Source organism: Streptomyces sp. NPDC003032 (genome assembly GCF_053591415.1).
This window is the reverse complement of record NZ_JBSFTT010000024.1, coordinates 79,147-100,704: the sequence shown is the minus strand read 5'-3', so window position 1 is coordinate 100,704 and position 21,558 is coordinate 79,147. Positions and strand designations below refer to the sequence as shown.

The window sequence follows — 21,558 nt, the reverse complement described above, 5'->3', positions numbered from 1 at the left end:
GACACCGGGCGGTTCCAGCCCTCCGTCCCCACCCGCCCGCCCCAACCGGGTTGCACTCCCGCGCATCCCGGGGCCGGTGTGGGGACGACGAGCGCGCGAGGCCGCGAAGGGGAGCCCCGGCCTTCTCGCGCTCCCGGCCGCCGCCGACGCCGGCACCTCCGCCTCCGGCGGCGGCCGCCCCACTTCTCCTACAGCCCCTACAGCCCCGCCAACGCGTTCCACCGCTTCGCGAACTCCGTGCGCTCCTTCGACGTGATGTCCCGCGCGATGGCGAGCCGCTTGCGCATCGCGTCGTCCGGGAAGATCAGCGGGTCCTCGGCGAGCGCGGCGAGTTCCTTGTCCTTGGAGGAGGCGAGGACGTCGCGGGCCGCCGGGACGGGGCAGACGTAGTTGACCCAGGCGGCGAGCTCCGCGGCCACCTCGGGGTCGTAGTAGTAGTCGATGAGCCGCTCGGCGTTGCGCTTGTGGCGGGCGAGGTTGGGGACCATCAGGGACTCGGCCCACAGCTCGGCGCCCTCCTCGGGGACGACGAACTCGATGTCCGGGTCGTCCGCCTGGAGCTGGATGACGTCGCCGCTGTAGGCCTGGCAGGCCAGCACGTCGCCGCTGGAGAGGTCCTTGATGTAGTCGTTGCCGGTGAAGCGGCGGATGTGGTGGCTGTTCACCAGCTTCTCGACCTTGTCGCACATGCGGTGGAAGTCGTCCGCCTTCCACTCGGTGATGTCGACGCCGTCGCCCTGGAGGAGCAGCGCGAACGCCTCGTCGAGGCCGGAGAGCAGCGTGACCCGGCCCTTGAGGTCGTCGGCCCACAGGTCGGAGACGTGCTTGATCTCGCGGCCGAGCTTCCGCTTGTTGTACGCGATGCCGGTGATGCCCGACTGCCAGGGCACGGTGGACTTCCGCCCGGGGTCGAAGTGCGGCGAACGCAGCAGCGGGTCCAGGTACTTGGTGACGTTGGGCTGACGCGAGCGGTCCATCTCCTGCACCCAGCCGAGCCGCACGAAGCGGGCGCACATCCAGTCGCTGATGACGATGAGGTCGCGGCCGGTCTCCTGGTGGTTCATCAGGGACGGGCTGATCTTGCCGAAGAACTCGTCGTTGTCGTTGATCTCCTCCGTGTAGCGGACGTCGATCCCGGTCCGCTTCTCGAAGGCGTCCAGCGAGGGGCGCTTCGTCTTGTCCTCGTCGTCGGTGTCGATGTAGAGCGGCCAGTTGGCGAAGGTCAGCCGCATGTCCTTCGCCGAGCGGTCACCGGCGGAACGCTCGTCCGGCGCGATGTACGCGGCGGGCACACCGCACCCCGCGAGCGCGGTGGCGGCCGCGCCCCCACCGAGGGCACACAGCAGGGACCGGCGGGACACGGAGGCTATGGGGTTCGCTCGCACCCCGGCAGCATGCGCCCGCGCGTCCCCGCCGGGCAATGGACGCTGCGTCGAGCGCGGCGGGCCTGACCCGACACCCTGTCGATCGTCGCGCCCCCGTCCCGCTCACCCGGCGGGCTCACCCGGCGGGCTCCAGCCACGCCGCCAGGTCCCCCGCCGTGATCCGCTCCAGCGGCGCGGCGTCGACCGGGCCGGGGTAGAGGCGGTACACCGTGCCGGACGCGGCGTCGCCCGCGGCCGCCAACTCGCCGTGCAGCAGGGCGAGAAGAGCGCGGCGGCCCGTGAGGTCGGGCTCGGCGCGGAGGGAGTCCGGCTCCCAGCCGTCGCGGATGCGCAGCGCGAAGTCGGCGCGCGGTTCGTCCGCCGCGCGGCGGTAGCCCCACAGGGCGTGCCCGCGTCCGCGCACATACACGTCGCCGTCGGTGCGGGCCGCGGCCGTCCAGCAGGCCAGCTCCCACAGGGTGGCGCGGCCGCACGGCTGGAAGGTGTCGAGCAGGTCGTTGCCCATGCGCCGGATCTGCCGGCGGTAGCGCCATACGTCGTGGCCGGTCCCCGCCGTGGCGAGGGTGACGTCGGCCCACCAGGCGCGCCGGGTCCGCAGGTCGACGATCATCGGGACGCGCAGCTTCGCGTCGCCCGCGAGGTCGAAGCGCTGCCGTACGGTCCGCGGGTCGTAGACGGCGCGTGCCTTGCCCTCGACCGCCATGAACCCCGCGAAGGCGTCGGGAAGTTCGTCGAAGGGCACGTCGTTGTACGCGAGCACCGCGGGCACGACGAACCGCACCCCGGCGTGCGCGAGCCGCGGCAGGTCGAGGTCCAGGTACTCGGTGGCGCCGTGCGGGGCGGGCGCCGAGGTCAGGTCCCCGGAGTGCCGGGCGGCGCCGCCCGCGTACTCCAGCTGCGTGTAGTCGCACAGGCCGACGAAGCGCCACAGGTCGTCGTAGAGCGCCACGGACAGGTCGAGGTCGACGCGCGTGCCCTTGGGCTGCGTCCAGTGCAGGAAGAGCCGCACGGTCTCGCTGTCCGCGGGCATGGGCAGCGAGCTGCCGCGCGGCACGGCGACCAGGGAGGCCGCCGACGCGCGCTCGGCGAACGGCACGGGCAGGTCGGCGAGGGAGGCGTCGACGACGGCCACGTCGTACCGCTCCCCCTCGCGCGCGGCGAGGCGCCGCACGGCCTCCGCCTCGATCAGCTCACCGGCGCGGCCCGCGACGCGGGAGGGCAGCGGCGGCCGGTGGTCCTCGACGGCGAACGCCTTGGTGACGCGCCCGCGCGGGAAGAAGACGCGGCGGTGCGACGGGGCGGTACGGACCTTGAGCTGCCCGTACGCGCCGAGCAGCGGGCCGGGTGCGGTGCGCGGCAGGGCGTCCGCGAGCGCCTCGCCGACCGGCTCCGGGAGGGTCTGCGCGCCGGAGCGGGCCAGCAACAGGTCCAGTCGGCGCAGGAGTTCACCGGGACGGTCGCTCAGCAGCCCTGCCGCGGCCGTGACGTCCCAGCGGCCGAGGGCCTCCTCGACGCGGCTCTGCCAGGTGACGACGCGCAGCCGGTCGCCCGCGAGCCGGACGCTGTCGTGCCGCGCGGCCTCGGTGAGCAGCAGCTCGTCGAGGGCGCGGTCGCCGAGGCGTGTCCCGCGCAGGACCGCGAAGGCGAGCGCCACGCGCGCGTGCCGGTGGGCGGCCTCGAAGGGGTGCAGGATCTCACCGACCCGCTTCCAGGCGCGCGGATGGCGGGCCATGTCCTCGACGAGGCTCCGGAAGTCCAGCTGGTCGAGCAGGGCGAGGAGTTCACGGCGTACGGGACGCGTAAGACCGCGCAGGCGCGGCAGTTCGAGCAGGTCGGGATCGCCCCCGGACCGTACGACGAGGATCCGCAGGACATCCGTGGCGGTGTCCGCGTACCGCCCGACGAGCGGGCGCACGTCGGGGAGGTCGAGGAGCGGCGCCAGGGCGAGCGCCTTGCTCTCGCGCAGCGGAATGGCGGCCCCGGGCAGCCAGCGGGCGGCGTCGGCCGGGTCGGCGCGCCCGAGGAGCAGGACCAGGTCGTCGTGGTCCTGGGGGCTCAGGGGCGTACGGCGGGCGAGCAGGGCGGCGAGTTCGGCGGCGGCGTCGCCGGGCGCGGCGAGGCGCAGGGCGCGCAGGACGGGGCCGCCGTCGCCGCCGAGGCCCGCGCCGGTGTCGATCCACGGGTTGGTGGGCCCGTCCGTCTCGTAGCGGTTCTCGCAGATCTGGCAGGCGTACCAGACGCAGCAGTCGTCGCAGCAGCCCCAGTCCTTCTCCTTGCGGTGGCAGTCGTCGCACAGCAGGTGCGCGCAGGGCGCGAGCGCGCGGACCGGCGCCTTGGTGCCCGCGCAGTTCATGCAGGGCTGGTGCGGCTGGGCGGCGAGGTGGGCGACGACGGTGGAGGTGTAGTGGTCGTACGCGTGCTGGTACGGGATCTCGTCGGGGAACCGCTGGAACAGCGGGGCGTGGTGGCGGTCGGAGCCCATCAGGGCGTCGACGTCGGCGAGCAGCTTGCGCCCGGTCGCGGTGAGGTCCTCGACGGACAGCGCGGTCAACGCGCGGCGCAGCGGGGCGGTCAGCAGGTGCCCCAGGTCGGCGAGTTCGGCTTCGAGTACGACGACCGCGGCATCGGTCCCGGCGGACCGTCCGGCACCGGAAGGCACGTACACGCTCTGCCGGCGGCGCAGCAGCAGTCCGGCGAGGTCGTCGGTCGTCGTCATCAGGCCACACCCCCGTGAAGCGGAAAGGCGGGAGCGGGGAGTGGGTGCGCTACGGATCTTTTCGCATAAGAAGGGAGAAGGAAGCACACCGCGGAGCCGCCCCCGCGTACGCAACGGTACGCGGGGGCGGGCGGGCCCGGCACCTGAATTAGGCGCGGGTCGGCCGGGGCGGGGTTCAGCCCTCGATGGACGTCATCACGTGCTTGATGCGCGTGTAGTCGTCGAAGCCGTAACCCGAGAGGTCCTTGCCGTACCCGGACTTCTTGAAGCCTCCGTGCGGCATCTCGGCCACGAGGGGAATGTGCGTGTTGATCCAGACGCAGCCGAAGTCGAGGACCTTGGACATCCGCATCGCCCGCGCGTGGTCCTTGGTCCACACCGAGGACGCCAGCGCGTACTCCACGCCGTTCGCGTACTCGACGGCCTGCGCCTCGTCCGTGAAGGGCTGCACGGTGATGACCGGGCCGAAGACCTCCTTCTGGACGATCTCGTCGTCCTGCTTGAGACCCGAGACGACGGTCGGCGCGTAGAAGTAGCCCTTCTCGCCGACCCGCTGCCCGCCCGCCTCGACCTTGGCGTGCGCGGGCAGCCGGTCGATGAAGCCGGAGACCTGCGCGAGCTGGTTGGCGTTGTTGAGCGGGCCGTAGAGCACGTCCTCGTCGTCCGGCTGCCCGGTCTTCGTGTCGGCGGCGGCCTTGGCGAGCGCCGTCACGAAGTCGTCGTGGATGGACTCGTGGACGAGCACGCGCGTGGCGGCCGTACAGTCCTGGCCCGCGTTGAAGAAGCCCGCCATCGAGATGTCCTCGACGGCCTTGGCGATGTCGGTGTCCTCGAAGACCACGACGGGAGCCTTGCCGCCGAGCTCCAGGTGGACCCGCTTGAGGTCCTTGGCGGCGGACTCGGCGACCTGCATGCCGGCGCGCACGGAGCCGGTGATGGAGGCCATCGCGGGGATGGGGTGCTCGACCATGGCGCGGCCGGTGTCGCGGTCGCCGGTGATGACGTTGAAGACGCCGGGCGGCACGATGGAGCCGATGATCTCGGCCATCAGGACGGTCGACGCGGGCGTGGTGTCGGACGGCTTCAGGACGACCGTGTTACCGGCCGCGAGCGCCGGGGCGAACTTCCATACGCCCATCATCATGGGGTAGTTCCACGGCGCGACCTGCGCGCAGACGCCGATCGGCTCGCGGCGGACGATGGAGGTCAGACCCTCCATGTACTCGCCCGCGGCACGCCCCTCCAGCATCCGGGCCGCGCCCGCGAAGAAGCGGATCTGGTCGACCATGGGCGGGATCTCCTCGGACCGCGTGAGTCCGATCGGCTTGCCCGTGTTCTCGACCTCGGCGGCGATCAGTTCCTCGGCCCGCTCCTCGAACGCGTCGGCGATCTTCAGCAGGGCCTTCTGCCGCTCCGCGGGCGTCTGGTCGCGCCAGGCGGGGAACGCGGCGGCGGCGGCCTTCATCGCGGCGTCGACGTCGGCCTGACCCGACAGCGGCGCGGTGGCGTACGCCTCGCCGGTCGCCGGATTGATCACCTCGGTGGTCCGTCCGTCGGCCGCGTCCCGGAATTCTCCGTTGATGTAGTTGCGCAGACGGCGCAGCTCGGTGCTCACTTCCGGCCCTCCAGTCAGATGTCCAGTGGATGAGACACCCACCCTAGTCGCTATACCGACGCTTTCAACATACCCAGCGGCCCAGAACTGCGGAATCCGTGAAGATTGAAGCCGCAGACAACGAATTTCATCGGTCTGGTCTTGCGGAAGTGACGAGACGTCGTGCAGAGTGAGGTCGTGGCCAGTCGCAGCGCAGACCCCAGCAGCCCCCGCGGCTCCCGTACCGGAAATCCGGGCGGCAGCGGCAATGGGAACGGCTCCCCTCCGGTGGACGCCGTCTCCCTGGCGATCATCGAGCAGCTCCAGGAGGACGGACGCCGTCCGTACGCCGCCATCGGCAAGGCCGTGGGCCTGTCGGAGGCGGCCGTGCGCCAGCGCGTCCAGAAGCTGCTCGACCAGGGCGTGATGCAGATCGTCGCCGTCACGGACCCGCTCACCGTGGGCTTCCGCAGGCAGGCGATGGTGGGCATCACGGTCGAGGGCGACCTCGACCCCGTCGCGGACGCGCTGACCGCCATGCCGGAAGCCGAGTACGTGGTGATGACCGCGGGCTCGTACGACCTCCTGGCGGAGATCGTCTGCGAGGACGACGACCACCTCCTGGAAGTCATCAACAAGCGCATCCGCGCCCTCCCCGGCGTGCGCTCCACCGAGAGCTTCGTCTACCTCAAGCTCAAGAAGCAGACCTATATGTGGGGAACCCGATAGCCGTGAGCCAGGACCTCAGCCAGACCGCGTACGACCACCTGTGGATGCACTTCACCCGCATGTCGGACTACGAGAACGCACCCGTGCCCACCATCGTGCGTGGCGAGGGCACCTACATCTACGACGACAAGGGCAAGAAGTACCTGGACGGCCTCTCCGGCCTCTTCGTCGTCAACGCCGGCCACGGCCGTCACGAGCTCGCCGAGACCGCGTACAAGCAGGCGAAGGAGCTCGCCTTCTTCCCGGTGTGGAGCTACGCCCACCCCAAGGCAGTCGAGCTGGCGGAGCGCCTCGCCGACTACGCGCCGGGCGACCTCAACAAGGTCTTCTTCACCACCGGTGGCGGCGAGGCCGTCGAGACCGCGTGGAAGCTGGCGAAGCAGTACCACAAGCTCACCGGCAACTACACGAAGTACAAGGTCATATCCCGCGCGGTCGCCTACCACGGCACCCCGCAGGGCGCCCTGTCCATCACCGGTCTGCCGGCCCTCAAGGCCCCCTTCGAGCCGCTCGTCCCGGGCGCGCACAAGGTGCCGAACACCAACATCTACCGCGCCTCGATCCACGCCGACGACCCGGTGGCCTTCGGCCGCTGGGCTGCCGACCAGATCGAGCAGGAGATCCTCTTCGAGGGCCCGGAGACGGTCGCGGCCGTCTTCCTGGAGCCGGTGCAGAACGCGGGCGGCTGCTTCCCGCCCCCGCCCGGGTACTTCCAGCGGGTGCGCGAGATCTGCGACAAGTACGACGTCCTGCTGGTCTCCGACGAGGTCATCTGCGCCTTCGGCCGCCTCGGCACGATGTTCGCCTGCGACAAGTTCGGCTACGTCCCGGACATGATCACCTGCGCCAAGGGCATGACCTCGGGCTACTCCCCGATCGGCGCGTGCATCATCTCGGACAAGATCGCCGAGCCGTTCTACAAGGGTGACAACACCTTCCTGCACGGCTACACCTTCGGCGGCCACCCCGTGTCGGCCGCGGTGGGCATCGCCAACCTCGACATCTTCGAGAAGGAGGGTCTGAACCAGCACGTCCTCGACAACGAGGACGCGTTCTACCAGACCCTGCGCAAGCTGCACGACCTGCCGATCGTCGGCGACGTCCGCGGCAACGGCTTCTTCTACGGCATCGAGCTGGTGAAGGACAAGGCCACCAAGGAGACCTTCAACGACGAGGAGACCGAGCGCGTCCTGTACGGCTTCCTCTCCAAGGCGCTCTACGAGAACGGCCTGTACTGCCGTGCCGACGACCGCGGCGACCCGGTCGTCCAGCTCGCCCCGCCGCTGATCTCCACGCAGGAGACGTTCGACGAGATCGAGGGCATCCTGCGGCAGGTCCTCACGGAGGCCTGGACGAAGCTCTGACCGGCCGCCGTCCGCGCGTGATTGTCTGATCAGCACCGGCCCGGGAGCGTCCGTTCGAGTGAGAACGGGTGCCCCCGGGCCGCGTCCTTTCCAGGCAAGTCCACCCGAATCCTTAGCGTGCCAAGTGACCGATCGGCCCCGCCTTCGTTCCCCCGTACGGGGGAGGCAAACTGATCTGAACCGAGGTGTACGCCATGGTGGCCCCGCCTGACAACGACGTGCTGCGGGCACGCGCACTGCATGTCACACACAACGGCTCCCCCGCCCTCACCGGCGTCTCGCTCGGTGTCCGCGAGGGCGAGATCCTCGCCGTCAGCGGCCCACGCGCCAGCGGCAAAACGACTCTTCTGCGGTGTCTGTCCGGCCAGTTGCTCCCCCAGCAGGGCGAGGTGTGGTTCGACAGCACCCCCGTCCACACCATGCGCCTTCTGGCGCGTGAACGCCTGCGCCGCGACCGCTTCGGGTGGATCGACCCCGAGCCGCATCTCGTGCCCGAGCTGACCGTCTGGGAGAACGTCGCCCTGCCGCTGATGCTGCGCGGCACCTCGCACCGCGTCGCCAAGCCCGCCGCCGAGGAGTGGCTGGAGCGCCTCGACGTCGGCGCCTGCGCCCGCAAGCGCCCGCACGCGCTCCTCCAGGCGGAGCGCCAGCGCGTCGCCGTCGCCCGCGCGCTGGTCACCACACCGGCCGTGATCTTCGCCGACGAGCCGACAGCGCCCCTGCACCGCGCCGACCGCGCGCACGTCCTACGGACGCTGACGACCGCGGCCCGCTCCCACGGCATCACGGTGGTCCTGGCCACCCATGACACGGAACTCACCACCCTCGCCGACCGCACGGTCTCGCTGCTCGACGGGCGGCGGGTGCATACGGTGCATCTGCCGGGGGCGAATGAGGCTCCTCAGGAGACGGGCGGTACCGCCGAGACGCCCGGGACGGACGGTACGGCCGAGACGGACGGCGCTTCACGGACCGCGAAGGCGTTCAAGGCCAGGCGGGCTCTGGCGGCGCGGGCTCTGGCGGCACGTGCTTCGGCGACCCGGGCGGCGGAGGCGCAGACCCCAGAAGCTCCCGCACCGGCAGCACAGGTCTCGGAAGCTCGGCCCTCGGAGGTCTCGGCCACCGATGCCACCACCACCGATACCGAGAACGACATCGACACCTCAGAGGCCTCGGAGCCCGCAGATGGCTCAGGCGCTTCGGACTCCTCGACGGCCGCCTCCACAGACGCCTCACCCGCCCCGTCAGCAGCGCCGGCAGCGCCGACGAAGCCAGGAGCCCCAGCCGCCGCTGCCGGTACAGTCCCCACCGCCACAGCCGGCGCCGCCCCCGCCGCCTCCGACACGGAAGGTCGGGCCGCGTGCTCGCTCTCCGTCTAGCCCGCGGGGCCCATCCGCTCGTCCAGGTGCGGCGGCTGCTCGTCGCCGCCGCGTCCGCCGGTACGGGATTCCTGCTGCTGTGCACCCTCGCGTACGCGATGCGGCAGCCGGGAGCCGCATCCGTGCTGCGCCTGGCCTGGTGTGCCGTGCCGATCACCGCGACCGTGTACTTCGCCGTCGCCGTGGCCCGCACCGACCCGGGGACCCGGCCGCGCGCCGGGCTCGCCGCGGTGGGGCTCGGCCCCGGCCGTCTGATGGTGCTCGCCGCGGTCTCCACGGCCGTGGCCTGCACCCTCGGCTCCCTGCTGGCGCTGCTCTTCTTCCTGCATCTGCGCGGCGGCCTGCCGGGCGTGCCCTTCGACGGAGCCGCCGCCGCACTGCTCGCCGCCCATCGGCCCCTGCCGCTCGCCGCCGCGCTGACGCTGCTCACCGTGGTCCCGCTCGTCGCCTCGGTCGCGAGCGCCGTCGCGCTGCGGCCGCGGTCCGCCAAGGCCGGGGCGGCGACCGGCGCCGAGGACGATGCCGACAAGCCGGACGACTCCCCGGCCGCCCCGCCCAGCGGCCTGCCGTGGGGCTTCGCGCTGATCGCGGCGGGCCTCGCCGTGGAGACGTACGCGAGCGGTGTCGGCCAGGGGCTGCGGGCCGGCTTCCGCATGCCGGGAGGCGGCGCCACCGACAACCCCGCGGGCGTCCTCGCCGGATGGGCGCTGACCGCGCTCGGCCTCACGCTCGCCGGTCCCGGCCTCACCCATTTCTGCGGCCGGTTCCTCCAGGCCGCGCGGCCCGGCGCGGTGCGGCTGCTCGCCGGGCGCGTCCTTCAGGCGGAGGCCCGGCGCATCGGGCGGCCGCTCGGCGTGCTGTGCGCGGTGGTGTCGGGCACGTACGCCTCCGTGGTCCTGTACGCGGGCCCGCGCCCCGGCGTCGGCCCGCTCACCGCCCTCGGCGTGCTGCTCGTCGCGGGCTGTGCCGTGCTGACCCTGGCCACGGCGGCCGTCGAGGCCAGGCAGTCCCGCGCGGACATGACCGCGGCGCTGCTGCGGCTCGGGGCGCCCGTGACTCTGCTGCGCGGCTCGGTGGCGCTGCGGGTGGCGACGCTGACCGCCGTCTTCACCCCGCTGACCTGGGCCGTCGCGGAGCTGGCGGCACTGCCGCTGGGGCGTTGAGAAATCTGGTCGAAAATTTCGTGCGAAAAACTGGGCGGCGACCGATGAGTTCGGTGCCGGGCACGCGTCTAACCCTGCGTACACAGCAGACACGTACGGCAGATACGTACGGCGGACGCGTACCGCACACGCACCCCCTGGGAGACCCGCTCATGTACCAGCAGATGATCTTCGTGAACCTCGCCGTGAACGACGTCGACGCCACGAAGAAGTTCTTCACGGACCTCGGCTACACCATCAACCCGCAGTTCACCACGGACGACTGCGCCTGCGTGGTCATCAGCGACACCATCATCGCGATGATGCTGGGCAAGCAGCGCTACGCGGACTTCACGGAGAAGGAGATCGCGGACTCCACGAAGACCAGCGAGACGCTGCTGTGTCTGAGCGCCGAGAGCCGCGAGAAGGTCGACGAGATCGTCGACAAGGCGATCGCCGCCGGCGGCACGGCGGGCAAGGTCCAGGACTACGGCACGATGTACGGCCGCGCCTTCGACGACCTGGACGGCCACACCTGGGAGTTCATGTGGATGGACCCCTCGGAGGTCCAGGGCTGAGTGAGCCCGCCTCCGGCGGTGCTGCTTAGCATGGGCGGATGCAGCCGACTCCCGAGCCCGGACCCGAGCCCGAAACCGCATCCGCCCCGCGACCGACCGGCGAGGACCGTGAGATCGAATCCCTCGCCGAGTTCGACGAGGCCCTGGGACGCGACGCGCTCGCCGGATGCCGCGTCCAGGCCGTCGATCTGACCGAGCGCACCTCCGCGCTCCTGACCGCCCATGTCGCGGGCGCCGTCTTCCTCGGCTGCCCGATGCGCGAGGACGCGGCCGCGAAGGTGCGGGCCTCGGGCGCACTGGTCTTCCCGCCCGTGCCGGGGCTGCCGTTCAACCCCTACCGGGGGCTGCTCTACACCCCCGACGACCTGTTCGCCGGCCTCGCCGACGGCGGGTACGACGCGACGCCCGACGCCCACGCGTACGACTGGTTCCAGCGGACGAAGGCCGACGGCGACGTCTTCTCGTCGATGCTGCGTGCCATACACGACGACTCCATCTCCGACGCCCTGGACGAGCTGCTCGCCGGGGCACGGGTGGTAGGCGTCATGGGCGGCCACGCGATGGCGCGCGGCACGGAGGCGTACGCGGGAGCGGCACGGCTCGGCCGCTCGCTGGCCCGCGCCGGGTTCACCGTCGCGACGGGCGGCGGTCCGGGCGCGATGGAGGCGGCGAACCTCGGCGCGTACGCCGCCGTCCGCGCCGACGGCATGCTGGACGAGGCCCTCGAACTCCTCGCCAAGGCCCCGTCGTTCACGCCGTCCGTCACCGAGTGGGCGCGGGCGGCCTTCGCGGTCCGCGAGCGCTGGCCGGACGGCGGCGCGTCGGTCGGCATCCCCACCTGGTTCTACGGCCACGAGCCGCCGAACGCCTTCGCCTCGCACCTGGCCAAGTACTTCGCCAACGCCACCCGCGAGGACGGCCTGCTGGCCCGCTCGAACGCGGGCGTCGTCTTCCTGCCGGGAGCCGCGGGCACGGTCCAGGAGGTCTTCGACAACGCCACCCCCAACTACTACGAGTCGCGCGGCGAGCCCACCCCCATGGTCCTGGTCGACCGCGCCCACTGGACGGAACACCTCCCGGTCTGGCCCCTGCTCCGGTCGCTGGCCCGCGACAGGTCCATGGAGTCGCGGATCGCGCTGGTGGACCGGGTGGAGGACGCCCCGGCCGCGCTCGACTCCGTCCTGTCGGGCGTGCGTCACGTCTCCAACAGCCCCGCCAGCACCTCGTAGGACCGCCCCCAGTCCCACTCCTGACGCACCCACGCCCGTCCCTTCTCCCCCATGGAGCGGGCCTGCTCGCGATCGCGCAGCAGTCGTACGAGGCGGTCGGCGACGGCCGCGGGCGAACGGCCGTCGACGACATAGCCGCTCTCGCCGTCCCGTACGGCGTCCGGCGCGCCCCCGGAGTCGCCCACCACGACCGGCAGCCCGGCCGCGGCCGCCTCCAGGAAGACGATGCCGAGCCCCTCCACCTCCAGGCCGCCCCTGCGCGTGCGGCACGGCATGGCGAAGGCGTCGGCGGCGGCGTAGAAGAGGGGCATCTCGGGGTGCGGGTGACCGCCCGCGAAGACGACGCCGTCCAGGACGCCCCGGTCCTCGGCGAGTTGACGCAGGCGCGCCTCGTACGGCCCCGCGCCGACCAGCAGCAGCGTGGCGTCGGTGACCGCCCTGCGCACCATCGGCCAGGCCTGGATCAGGGTGTCCTGGCCCTTGCGCGGGACCAGGCGCGCGGCGCACAGGACGACCGGCCTGCCGTCGGTGAGCCCGTACCGCTCCCGCACCGGGCGGCCGTCCAGGCCCGGCGCGAACGCCTCGGCGTCGACGCCGGGCACCAGGCGCGCGAGCCGCACTCCGGGGTCCATGGCCCAGCGGATGGGCTCGCGGGTGCTCGGCCCGAGGTACGTGACGCAGTCGGCGCCCGCCCCGATCCTGCGCAGCAGCGCCCGCGCGCCCGGGGTGCGGGCCCACCACACCTCGTGGCCGTGCGTCGTGGCGACGACCCTGCGCACCGCCGCCTCCCGCCGCAGCCGCCCGGCGAGCAGCCCGAGCGGCGCCGCGGCCCCGAACCAAACGCTGTCGCAGCCGTACCGCCGGGCGAGGGCGACCGCCCGCTCGCCCGTGCGGCGCGTCGGCAGCAGGGTGCGGGCCCGGTCGCGTACGACGAGGTGGGGGAAGGTCCGGTCGTACGTCACGTCGCCCGGCTCCGCCGAGGTGTACACGACGGCCGAGCCGGGCGGGAAGCGCCGGACGAGGGTGTCCACGAAGGTCTCGATGCCGCCCTGGCGGGGCGGGAAGTCATTGGTGACGACAAGGGTGCGAGGCATGCTCCGACGCTAGGAACGCGCGGTGCCGGGCGCGTCGCACGAGGCTCCGGACCCGCGGGTCAACCCGTGGCATGACATCCGGCTCAGGTCTCCACCTGGGCGCCGACGCGTCCGCCCCGTCCGGGCCGGAAGAATCAGCGGCATGAGCACGACCATCCCGGGGCGGCCGGCCCGCCTGCGCAGACGTCTCCTCGGACGTGTGCGCGCGCTGACGGCCTCCCCCGCCTACCCATGGCTCACGGGCGCGGTCCTGACCGCGGGCGCGGCCGCCGAACTCGTGGAATTCTCCGGCTCCGTCACCAACACGACCGCGATCCTCGTCTCCACGGCCTCCCTGATGTGGCGCCGCGCCTTCCCGCCGGTCGCCCTGGTGACCGTCGCCGCCGGGCTGCTGAGCTTCGGCGCCGACACGTCGCTGTCCATCGCCGTGATGATCAGCGGTCTCGTGGGCTGCTACGTCCTGGGCCGGCATCGCGTGCTGCACCCGGCGCTGCTCGTGGCGGGCGGCGCGCTCGGCGCCGTCGCCGCGAACCTCTGGCACATCCTGAGCTGGGCCCGCGACGACCGCCTGCCCGATGTGCCCGCGCTCGGCAACGCGGGCTCCCTCGGCCTCTTCGCCGAGGGGTTCGGTCTGTGCGCGGTGATTCTCGGCGCCGTCAGCATGGGCGACGCGGTGCGGGCCCGCGAGGAGACGCGGCGCGAACGGGCCCTGGCGCAGGACCAGTTGATCGCCATGGAGCGCAGGCAGGCGGCCGAGGCCGAGCGTGCGGCGATCGCCCGTGAGCTGCACGACATCGTCTCGCACTCGGTGTCGATGATCGCGGTGCAGGCGGAGAGCGCGACGTACACGACACCGGGCCTGACCCCGCAGGCCCGCGACGGCTTCCAGCAGATCGCGGGGACCGCCCGCGCCTCCATGGCCGAACTGCGCCGCCTCCTCGGCGTCCTGCGCACCCCGCTCCCCGGCGAGGCCGCCGCGACCACCCCGCAGCCCACCCTCGCCCACCTCGACGGACTCCTCGACCAGCACCGCGCGGTGGGCGGCAGGGCGGAGCTGCGGATCACCGGGGAGCGGGTGCCGCTGGCCGCGGTGTGGGAGCTGTCGGCGTACCGCATCGTCCAGGAGTCCCTGACGAACGCGCGCAAGCACGCCCCCGGCGCCCGCGCGATCGTCGAACTGGGCTACCGCCACGACCGTCTGACGCTGCGCGTCACCGACGACGGCCCCGGCCCGCCACCTGCCGCCTCCGGCGGGGGCGGCGCGAGCGGCCACGGCCTGACCGGCATGCGCGAGCGCGCGGCCCTGGTCGGCGGCAGCCTCACCGCGGGCGCGGGCGCGGGCCGGGACGGCGGCTTCTGCGTGGAGGCGGAACTCCCTTGGTGACCCCTTCGGTGACCCCTTTGGTGACAACGGCTCTTGGCACCCCTGAAAGGGGCGGACGCAGCGTGATCAGAACCCTCGTGGCCGACGACCAGGCCGTCGTCCGCACCGGATTCGTGAACCTCCTGAACACCCAGGACGACATCCAGGTGGTCGCCGAGGCCGAGGACGGCGTCCAGGCCGTCCGCCTGGCCGCCGAGCACCGCCCCGACCTTGTCCTCCTCGACATCCGTATGCCGCACAAGAACGGCATCGACGCGGCCCGCGAGATCCTCGCCGCGTCCGGCGGCGCGACGAAGGCGCTGATGCTGACGACGTTCGGACTCGACGAGTACGTGTACGAGGCGCTGGCCGCCGGAGCCTCCGGGTTCCTGCTCAAGGACGCCACGTTCCCCGAACTCCTGCACGCGGTGCGGGTCGTGGCGGCCGGCAACGCGCTGCTGTCACCCGAGATCACCAAGCGCCTCGTCGCGGAGTTCACGCGCCAGCGGGCCGCCGCGCCCCCGGCCCCCGCGGGCGGCATCGACGGGCTGACGGCCCGGGAGGCCGAGGTGCTCGTCCTCATCGCGCAGGGACTGTCGAACGCGGAGATCGCCCACCGCCTCACCATCAGCGACCACACCGTGAAGACGCACATCAACCGCCTCTTCACGAAGATGGGGCTGCGCGACCGGGCGCAGGCGGTGATCCTCGCGTACGAACTGGGTCTGGTGAGGGCCGCCTCGGCTCACGGGTGCTCGGCCCAGACCTGAGGCCGTCATCCGAACGTGGCCCGCTCCAGCCAGAAGTCGAGCAGCTCCCGCTCGCCCAGAACCTCGACGCTCCCGCCGTCCAGCGGCCGCCGCCGGTAGAAGGCGAGCAGCACCTCGGTGAGCGGGCCGCGCAGCGCGACCGTCGCCTTGGCGTGCCCGCGCCGCCAGGTGAAGCCGTCGTCGCCGAACTCGATGAGCCACTCGGCGTTCAGTCCGGGCGGGGCGTCGGTCGCGTGCAGATGGATGGAGCGCCCGGCGCCCTTGAGCTCCGACGCGCCGTCCTCGGGGTCGGTGACCTGCGCGAACCGTACGAGGTCCAGCCATTCGTCGATCGCGTCGGCGGCGACATCCGGCGCGACCTCGTACGCGACACCGGCGGCGATGGCCGCGTCCGCGCGGTGGATCGCCAGCTCATGGGTCATGCGCCTCGCCCAGAACCCGGCGGTGTGGTCGTCGGCCCACGCCCACACCTTGGCGTCGGCGCCCGCGGCGCGGAACGTCCGCTCGCCGAGCGCCGCGGTCCGGGCCAGCCAGTCGTCGAGGGCGGCCGGGTCGTCGCCCTCGGGTCCCCCGGCGTCCGGAACGTCCTCGTCCGGGACGTTCCGCTCGGCGCGCGTCGCGACAAGGTGTTCGCTCCAGCGCACCGCCCCGCCCATGTGCCGGGCGAGCTGCGACAGCGTCCAGTCGGGGCAGGTCGGCACGGTGACGGAGAGGTCCGCTCCGTTCAGCGTGGCTCTCAGGAGGTCGATCTGCGTGGTGACTTCGGCGCAGTAGCGGTCGTGGCCCAGTGTCGTCATGATCGAACACTAGAATGATTTACGGGTCGTTGGCACCTGTGTTTCCGGCGCGGGCCACGCCCAGGACTCGCGGCGCCACCACACTCGTATCCACGCCCGTGACTCACGGCGCCGCCACACTCGTATCCACGCCTGCTTCTCCGAGGATGACCACGTCCCCCGCGTCGAAGCCGGCGCCGACCGCCTCCCCCACCTCCGGTGCCTGCCGCAGCGCGCACGCCGCCTCCAGGCGCGGCCCCTCCTTCGGCTGGAGATGCAGCGCGACATGGGTGCCGCGGAAGGTGCGGGCCGTCACCTCGCACGCCAGCCCCTGGTCGGCGGGGAGGAGCCGCACCCCGGCGGGGCGCACCAGGATCTTGCGCCGGCCGACAGGGGCGCCCGCCGGTACGGGGATCTTGCCCCACGGCGTGTCGGCCGTCCCGCCGGTGACCGTCGCGTCGACGACGTTGTCGAAGCCGAGGAACCGCGCGACGAACTCGTCCGCCGGGCGCTGCCACACCTCAAGAGGCGTGCCGGACTGGGCGATCCGCCCGTCGCGCATGACGACGACCCGGTCGGCGAGCGCGAAGGCCTCGCCCTGGTCGTGCGTGACGGCGAGGACGGTCGTACCCAACTCGTCGAAGAGTTCGCGCAGTTCGACGACGAGCCGCTCCCGCAGCGAGCGGTCGAGCTGCCCGAGCGGCTCGTCCAGCATCAGCAGCCGCGGCCGCGGCGCCAGCGCACGCGCGAGCGCGACCCGCTGCTGCTCGCCGCCGGACAGCGAGGCCACCGCGCGCCGCTGCGCCTTCGGCAGCCCGACGAGCTCCAGCAACTCCGCGACGCGCTCGGCCTGTTCGACCCGCGACGCGCCGCGCATGCGCAGCCCGAAGGCGACGTTCCCCGCCACGTCGCGCTGCGGGAAGAGCTGGTGGTCCTGGAACATCAGGCCGACGCCCCGCTTGTGCGCGGGCACCCCGCGCTGGTCGCGGCCGCCGAGCTCGATCCGCCCCGCGTCGAGCGACTGGAGCCCGGCCACCACCCGCAGCAGCGTCGACTTGCCGCTGCCGCTCGGCCCGAGCACACAGACGATCTCGTGCTCGGCGACCTCCAGGTCCACCGCGTCGAGCGCGGCCCGAGCCCCGAACCGCACTGTCGCGTCACGCAGGCTCAGCAAGGCGGTCGTCATCAGAACTCCCCCGAGGTGCGGTCGGTCCGGATGCGTTCCAGGAGCAGCAGGGACACCGCGCACACCACCATGAGAATCGTCGAGAGGGCCATCGCCTGCCCGTAGTTGAGGTCCCCGGCCCGCCCGAGCAGCCGCGCCACGGCCACCGGCAGCGTCGGGTTGTCGGGCCGCGCGATGAACACGGTCGCCCCGAACTCGCCGAGCGACACGGCGAAGGCGAACCCGGCGGCGATCAGCAGCGCCCGCCGCACCATCGGCAGGTCGACCTCCCGCCAGGCCCGCAGCGGGGAGGCCCCGAGCACGGCCGCCGCCTCGCGGAGCCGTCCGTCGACCGCGCGCAGGACGGGCAGCATGGTGCGTACGACGAAGGGAACGCCCACCAGGGCCTGGGCGAGCGGGACCAGGATCCAGGTGTCCCGCAGATCGAGCGGCGGCTCGTCCAATGTGATCAGGAACCCGAAGCCGACGGTCACCGCGGAGACCCCGAGCGGCAGCATGAGCAGCGCGTCGAAGCCGCGTACGAGACGACCGGCACGGCGAGTGAGAGCGGCGGCCGCAAGACCCCCGACGACGACCGCGATGGCGGTGGCCACGACCGCGTACTGGAGCGAATTCCAGATCGCCTCGATCGGCGGCACGAGGAAGGCGCCGCCGTCCGCCGAGGTCAGCTCCTTGTAGTACGCGAATCCGAAGCCGTCGGGCCCGTCGAAGGAGCGCTGGACCAGCACCCCGAGCGGCAGCAGGATCAGCACCGCGACGGTGGCCATGACCAGGCCGAGCAGCGACCACTGCCCCGCCCCGCGCGGGCGTCGCGCGACGGCCGAGGCGTCGACCAGTTTCAGCGCGCTCTCGCGCCGCCTCGCCGTCCACCCGTGGACGGCGAGGATCAGCCCCACCGCCGCGAACTGCACGATCGTCAGTACGGCGGCGGTCGGCAGGTCGAGGAGCTGGGCGGTCTGCCGGTAGATCTCGACTTCGAGCGTGGAGTACGCGGGTCCGCCGAGGATCTGCACGACGCCGAAGGAGGTGAAGGTGAAGAGGAAGACCATGAGCGCGGCCGCGGCCACCGCCGGTCCGAGCGCGGGCAGCGTCACCGTCCGCCAGGCCGTCCAGCGCGAGGCGCCGAGCACCCGCGCGGCCTCCTCCTGCCGCGGGTCGAGCTGCGACCAGAGCCCGCCGACCGTGCGGACGACGACGGCGTAGTTGAAGAAGACGTGCGCGAGCAGGATCGCCCACACGGTGGTGTCCAGGCGCACGCCCCACAGCTCGTCGAGGAGCCCGCCTCGTCCGAGCAGCGCGAGGAAGGCCGTACCCACGACGACCGTGGGCAGCACGAACGGCACGGTGACGACGGCCCGCAGCACCTGCTTGCCGGGGAAGTCGAAGCGCGCGAAGACATACGCGCCGGGGAGCGCGATCAGCAGCGTGAGCGCGGTCGACGCGAGCGCCTGCCAGGTCGTGAACCACAGCACATGCCGGATGTCGGACTGCCCGAGCACGTCCGCGATCCGCCCGAACCGCCACACTCCGTCGATGTGCAGTCCGCGCGCGACGATCGCCGTGACCGGGTAGGCGAAGAAGACCGCGAAGAAGGCGACGGGCACGGCCATCAGACCGAGCCGCGCCGCGCTCCCGCGGCTCAGGCCCCTGCGGGGCCCCGCCTTCACTTCAGTACGAGCGAGGTCCACGACTTGATCCACGGCTCACGGTTGTCGGCGATCTTCTTCGGGTCCATGGTCTGGGGCTTGTCGACCGTCACGCCGTGCTCCGTGAACAGCTCGGGCAGCTCGGCGTCCTCGCGCACCGGGTTCACGAACATGTTCAGCGGCATGTCCTCCTGGAACTCCTTGCCCGCGAGGAAGTCGAGGAGCGCCTTGCCGCCCTTGGTGTTCTTCGCGTTGCTGAGCAGACCCGCGTACTCGACCTGCCGGAAGCACGTGCCGGTCGCGACGCCGGTCGGCGCCTCCTTGGGCTGCGGCTTCGCGTAGAGCACCTCGACGGGCGGGGAGGAGGCGTAGGAGACGACGAGGGGCCGGTCGCCCTTGGCCTTCTTGCCGCCGGCGGACCCGGAGAACTCCTCGTTGTAGGCCTGCTCCCAGCCGTCGACGACCTTGACGCCGTTGGCCTTGAGCTTGTTCCAGTAGCTCTGCCAGCCCTTGTCGCCGTACTTCGCGGCGGTGCCGAGCAGGAAGCCGAGCCCGGGCGAGGACGTCGCGGCGTTCTCGGTCACGAGGAGGTTCTTGTAGGCGGGCTCGGCGAGGTCCTCGAAGGTCTTCGGCGGCGCCAGCTTCTTGTCGGCGAAGTACTTCTTGTCGTAGTTGACGCAGATGTCACCGCTGTCGACGGGCGTCACCCGGTGCTTGCCCTGATCGACCCGGAACTCCGGCTTGGTCTTCTCCGAGCCCTTGGCCTCGTACGACTGGAAGAGGCCGTTGTCGAGCGCGCGCGAGAGCAGCGTGTTGTCGACGCCGAAGAAGACATCGCCCTGCGGGTTGTCCTTGGAGAGGATCGCCTTGTTCACGGCGGCGCCCGCGTCGCCGTCCTTGAGGACGCGGACCTTGTAGCCGGACCGCTTCTCGAACTCCTTCAGTACGTCCTTGGAGACGTTGAAGGAGTCGTGGCTGACGAGCGTGACGCTCTTGGAGCCGGCCTTGGTGGAATCACTGTCGGAGCCGCCGCACGCCGAGACCGCGACGAGCCCGACGCCCACCGCGACGGCGGTGAACGTGACCTTCTTGGTAGTCCTCACTGAAAACTTCCTCCTGGGAGACCAGGAAGAGACGCGGCCCTGCCCGCCGACCGGAGAGGCCCGCGGGCAGGGCGCAACAGCTTGAGTCGTGCCCGAACTTCCTACCCAGAATGACCTGGGCGAGGTTCAGAGGGTCTGCGGCCCACCTGTCCAAGGTGCCGCACTCTCAGCGCTGTGGCGCTCCCCTGTCGGAATATGCAGATGTGTGTACGCCCGCCAGACTACCTCTCGGCCGCGGCGAGCTGCCCGCACGCCCCGTCGATCTCCTGGCCCCGGGTGTCCCGGACCGTCACCGGCACACCATGGGCGGCGATGGCCTCCACGAACGCCTTCTCGTCCTCGGGCCGCGAGGCCGTCCACTTCGAGCCCGGCGTCGGGTTCAGCGGAATGAGGTTGACGTGCACCGGCTTGCTCTTGAGCAGCCGGCCCAGGCGGTCACCGCGCCACGCCTGGTCGTTGATGTCGCGGATCAGCGCGTACTCGATGGAGAGGCGGCGCCCCGACTTGGCGGCGTACTCCCAGCCCGCGTCGAGCACCTCCCGCACCTTCCACCTCGTGTTGACCGGCACGAGGGTGTCGCGCAGGTCGTCGTCCGGCGCGTGCAGCGAGATCGCGAGGCGGCACTTGAAGCCCTCGTCGGAGAACCGGTGGATGGCGGGCACGAGGCCCACCGTCGACACGGTGATCCCGCGCTGCGAGAGGCCGAGGCCGTCCGGCTCCGGGTCGGTGAGGCGGCGGATGGCGCCGGTCACGCGGTTGTAGTTGGCCAGCGGCTCCCCCATGCCCATGAAGACGATGTTGGAGAGCCGCGCGGGCCCGCCGGGAATCTCGCCGTCCCGCAGCGCGCGCATGCCGTCGACGATCTGGTGCACGATCTCGCCCGTCGACAGGTTCCGGTCGAGACCGGCCTGCCCGGTGGCGCAGAACGGGCAGTTCATACCGCAGCCCGCCTGGGAGCTGATGCACATGGTGACCCGGTCGGGGTAGCGCATGAGCACCGACTCGACGAGCGTCCCGTCGAAGAGCCGCCACAGGGTCTTGCGCGTGGTGTCGTCGTCACAGCTGATGTGCCGCAGCACGGACATCAGGTCGGGCAGCAGCGCTTCCCGAAGCTTGTCGCGCGCACCGGCGGGGATGTCGGTCCACTCGGCCGGGTCGTGGGCGTACCGCGCGAAGTAGTGCTGCGAGAGCTGCTTGGCACGGAACGGCTTCTCGCCGATGGCGGCGACGGCTTCCTTGCGCTCGGCGGGCGTGAGGTCGGCGAGGTGCCGCGGGGGCTTCTTGGCTCCGCGGGGCGCGACGAAGGTGAGTTCTCCGGGTACAGGCATGGTCCACCCAGTGTCGCAGACGGCCAGAGGTAGACCAGGTCAGCGCACATCGGTGACGGTTGTCATTGGTCGTTGTTGGTCGCTGTGGGCCGACCTAGGACGGCCCCCAGACGGCCCGACGCATTCGCGCTGAGCTGCGGAAACAGCCTCTGGCATGCCGTCCGGGCCCTCGCGCC

16 protein-coding genes and 1 pseudogene are annotated in these 21,558 nt (G+C 72.0%); 8 read left to right on the top strand and 9 right to left on the bottom strand.

Features of this window, described 5'->3' with window-relative positions; translation table 11 throughout:
• Window positions 1-197 precede the first annotated feature (197 nt).
• The 3 genes from ACWDZ7_RS29325 to ACWDZ7_RS29315 form a co-directional block, all read right to left on the bottom strand.
• On the bottom strand, window positions 198-1,361 hold the full coding sequence (locus ACWDZ7_RS29325; RefSeq protein ID WP_451801079.1) for a polyamine ABC transporter substrate-binding protein: 1,164 nt from the start codon (window positions 1,359-1,361) through the stop codon (window positions 198-200).
• Window positions 1,362-1,500: 139 nt separating this feature from the next.
• Window positions 1,501-4,101: an MXAN_6230/SCO0854 family RING domain-containing protein gene (locus tag ACWDZ7_RS29320; protein WP_451801077.1), complete on the bottom strand. Its 2,601-nt coding sequence runs from the start codon at window positions 4,099-4,101 to the stop codon at window positions 1,501-1,503.
• A gap of 175 nt (window positions 4,102-4,276) precedes the next feature.
• Window positions 4,277-5,716: a gamma-aminobutyraldehyde dehydrogenase gene (locus ACWDZ7_RS29315; RefSeq protein WP_451801075.1), complete on the bottom strand. Its 1,440-nt coding sequence runs from the start codon at window positions 5,714-5,716 to the stop codon at window positions 4,277-4,279.
• A gap of 162 nt (window positions 5,717-5,878) precedes the next feature.
• On the opposite strand from ACWDZ7_RS29315, the gene ACWDZ7_RS29310 reads away from it, so the two are divergent.
• The 6 genes and pseudogenes from ACWDZ7_RS29310 to ACWDZ7_RS29285 all read left to right on the top strand — a co-directional run bounded on the left by ACWDZ7_RS29310 (window position 5,879) and on the right by ACWDZ7_RS29285 (window position 12,116).
• A complete protein-coding gene (locus tag ACWDZ7_RS29310) occupies window positions 5,879-6,424 on the top strand; it encodes an Lrp/AsnC family transcriptional regulator (protein WP_451515823.1) in 546 nt (181 codons plus the stop codon).
• Entirely contained in the window at window positions 6,409-7,788 is a 1,380-nt protein-coding gene (locus ACWDZ7_RS29305) for an aspartate aminotransferase family protein (RefSeq protein ID WP_451801074.1), read from the top strand. Before ACWDZ7_RS29310 ends, ACWDZ7_RS29305 begins: the two co-directional genes overlap by 16 nt.
• 194 nt (window positions 7,789-7,982) lie before the next feature.
• A pseudogene (locus ACWDZ7_RS29300) lies at window positions 7,983-8,738 on the top strand (ABC transporter ATP-binding protein); the annotation flags it as partial.
• Between the two features lie 410 nt (window positions 8,739-9,148).
• Entirely contained in the window at window positions 9,149-10,330 is a 1,182-nt protein-coding gene (locus ACWDZ7_RS29295) for a hypothetical protein (protein ID WP_451801073.1), read from the top strand.
• Window positions 10,331-10,482: 152 nt separating this feature from the next.
• Window positions 10,483-10,887 carry a VOC family protein gene (locus tag ACWDZ7_RS29290; RefSeq protein ID WP_451801072.1) on the top strand — a complete coding sequence of 135 codons (405 nt, stop codon included), beginning with the start codon at window positions 10,483-10,485 and terminating at the stop codon, window positions 10,885-10,887.
• Between the two features lie 38 nt (window positions 10,888-10,925).
• Window positions 10,926-12,116: an LOG family protein gene (locus ACWDZ7_RS29285; protein WP_451801070.1), complete on the top strand. Its 1,191-nt coding sequence runs from the start codon at window positions 10,926-10,928 to the stop codon at window positions 12,114-12,116.
• Here the strand turns inward: ACWDZ7_RS29285 and ACWDZ7_RS29280 are convergent.
• Window positions 12,083-13,210, bottom strand: coding sequence for a glycosyltransferase family 4 protein (locus ACWDZ7_RS29280; protein WP_451801069.1), 1,128 nt, complete (start codon window positions 13,208-13,210; stop codon window positions 12,083-12,085). The genes ACWDZ7_RS29285 and ACWDZ7_RS29280 overlap by 34 nt on opposite strands.
• Window positions 13,211-13,352: 142 nt before the next feature.
• Between ACWDZ7_RS29280 and ACWDZ7_RS29275 the strand changes: the two genes are divergently transcribed.
• Both ACWDZ7_RS29275 and ACWDZ7_RS29270 read left to right on the top strand, forming a co-directional pair.
• The gene (locus tag ACWDZ7_RS29275; RefSeq protein ID WP_451801068.1) at window positions 13,353-14,594 is read left to right on the top strand and encodes a sensor histidine kinase; all 1,242 of its coding nucleotides are present in this window, start codon (window positions 13,353-13,355) and stop codon (window positions 14,592-14,594) included.
• A gap of 62 nt (window positions 14,595-14,656) precedes the next feature.
• Window positions 14,657-15,343, top strand: coding sequence for a response regulator (locus ACWDZ7_RS29270; RefSeq protein WP_451801066.1), 687 nt, complete (start codon window positions 14,657-14,659; stop codon window positions 15,341-15,343).
• A 5-nt stretch (window positions 15,344-15,348) separates the two neighbouring features.
• Here ACWDZ7_RS29270 and ACWDZ7_RS29265 read toward each other — a convergent pair whose 3' ends face one another.
• The 5 genes from ACWDZ7_RS29265 to rlmN form a co-directional block, all read right to left on the bottom strand.
• Entirely contained in the window at window positions 15,349-16,140 is a 792-nt protein-coding gene (locus ACWDZ7_RS29265; RefSeq protein ID WP_451801065.1) for a maleylpyruvate isomerase family mycothiol-dependent enzyme, read from the bottom strand.
• A gap of 103 nt (window positions 16,141-16,243) precedes the next feature.
• A complete protein-coding gene (locus ACWDZ7_RS29260; protein WP_451801064.1) occupies window positions 16,244-17,305 on the bottom strand; it encodes an ABC transporter ATP-binding protein in 1,062 nt (353 codons plus the stop codon).
• Entirely contained in the window at window positions 17,305-18,993 is a 1,689-nt protein-coding gene (locus ACWDZ7_RS29255; RefSeq protein ID WP_451801063.1) for an ABC transporter permease, read from the bottom strand. Before ACWDZ7_RS29255 ends, ACWDZ7_RS29260 begins: the two co-directional genes overlap by 1 nt.
• A complete protein-coding gene (locus ACWDZ7_RS29250) occupies window positions 18,969-20,054 on the bottom strand; it encodes a thiamine ABC transporter substrate-binding protein (protein ID WP_451801062.1) in 1,086 nt (361 codons plus the stop codon). Before ACWDZ7_RS29250 ends, ACWDZ7_RS29255 begins: the two co-directional genes overlap by 25 nt.
• A gap of 221 nt (window positions 20,055-20,275) precedes the next feature.
• Window positions 20,276-21,382: a 23S rRNA (adenine(2503)-C(2))-methyltransferase RlmN gene (gene rlmN / locus ACWDZ7_RS29245; protein ID WP_451801060.1), complete on the bottom strand. Its 1,107-nt coding sequence runs from the start codon at window positions 21,380-21,382 to the stop codon at window positions 20,276-20,278.
• Between the last annotated feature and the right edge of the window lie 176 nt (window positions 21,383-21,558).

Bases quoted from the DNA above. Each gene is read 5' to 3' on its own strand.
- rlmN (WP_451801060.1), bottom strand. From the start codon at position 21,382: ATGCCTGTACCCGGAGAACTCACCTTCGTCGCGCCCCGCGGAGCCAAG.
- ACWDZ7_RS29275 (WP_451801068.1), top strand. From the start codon at position 13,353: ATGAGCACGACCATCCCGGGGCGGCCGGCCCGCCTGCGCAGACGTCTC.
- ACWDZ7_RS29280 (WP_451801069.1), bottom strand. From the start codon at position 13,210: ATGCCTCGCACCCTTGTCGTCACCAATGACTTCCCGCCCCGCCAGGGC.
- ACWDZ7_RS29285 (WP_451801070.1), top strand. From the start codon at position 10,926: ATGCAGCCGACTCCCGAGCCCGGACCCGAGCCCGAAACCGCATCCGCC.
- ACWDZ7_RS29320 (WP_451801077.1), bottom strand. From the start codon at position 4,101: ATGACGACGACCGACGACCTCGCCGGACTGCTGCTGCGCCGCCGGCAG.
- ACWDZ7_RS29290 (WP_451801072.1), top strand. From the start codon at position 10,483: ATGTACCAGCAGATGATCTTCGTGAACCTCGCCGTGAACGACGTCGAC.
- ACWDZ7_RS29260 (WP_451801064.1), bottom strand. From the start codon at position 17,305: ATGACGACCGCCTTGCTGAGCCTGCGTGACGCGACAGTGCGGTTCGGG.
- ACWDZ7_RS29265 (WP_451801065.1), bottom strand. From the start codon at position 16,140: ATGACGACACTGGGCCACGACCGCTACTGCGCCGAAGTCACCACGCAG.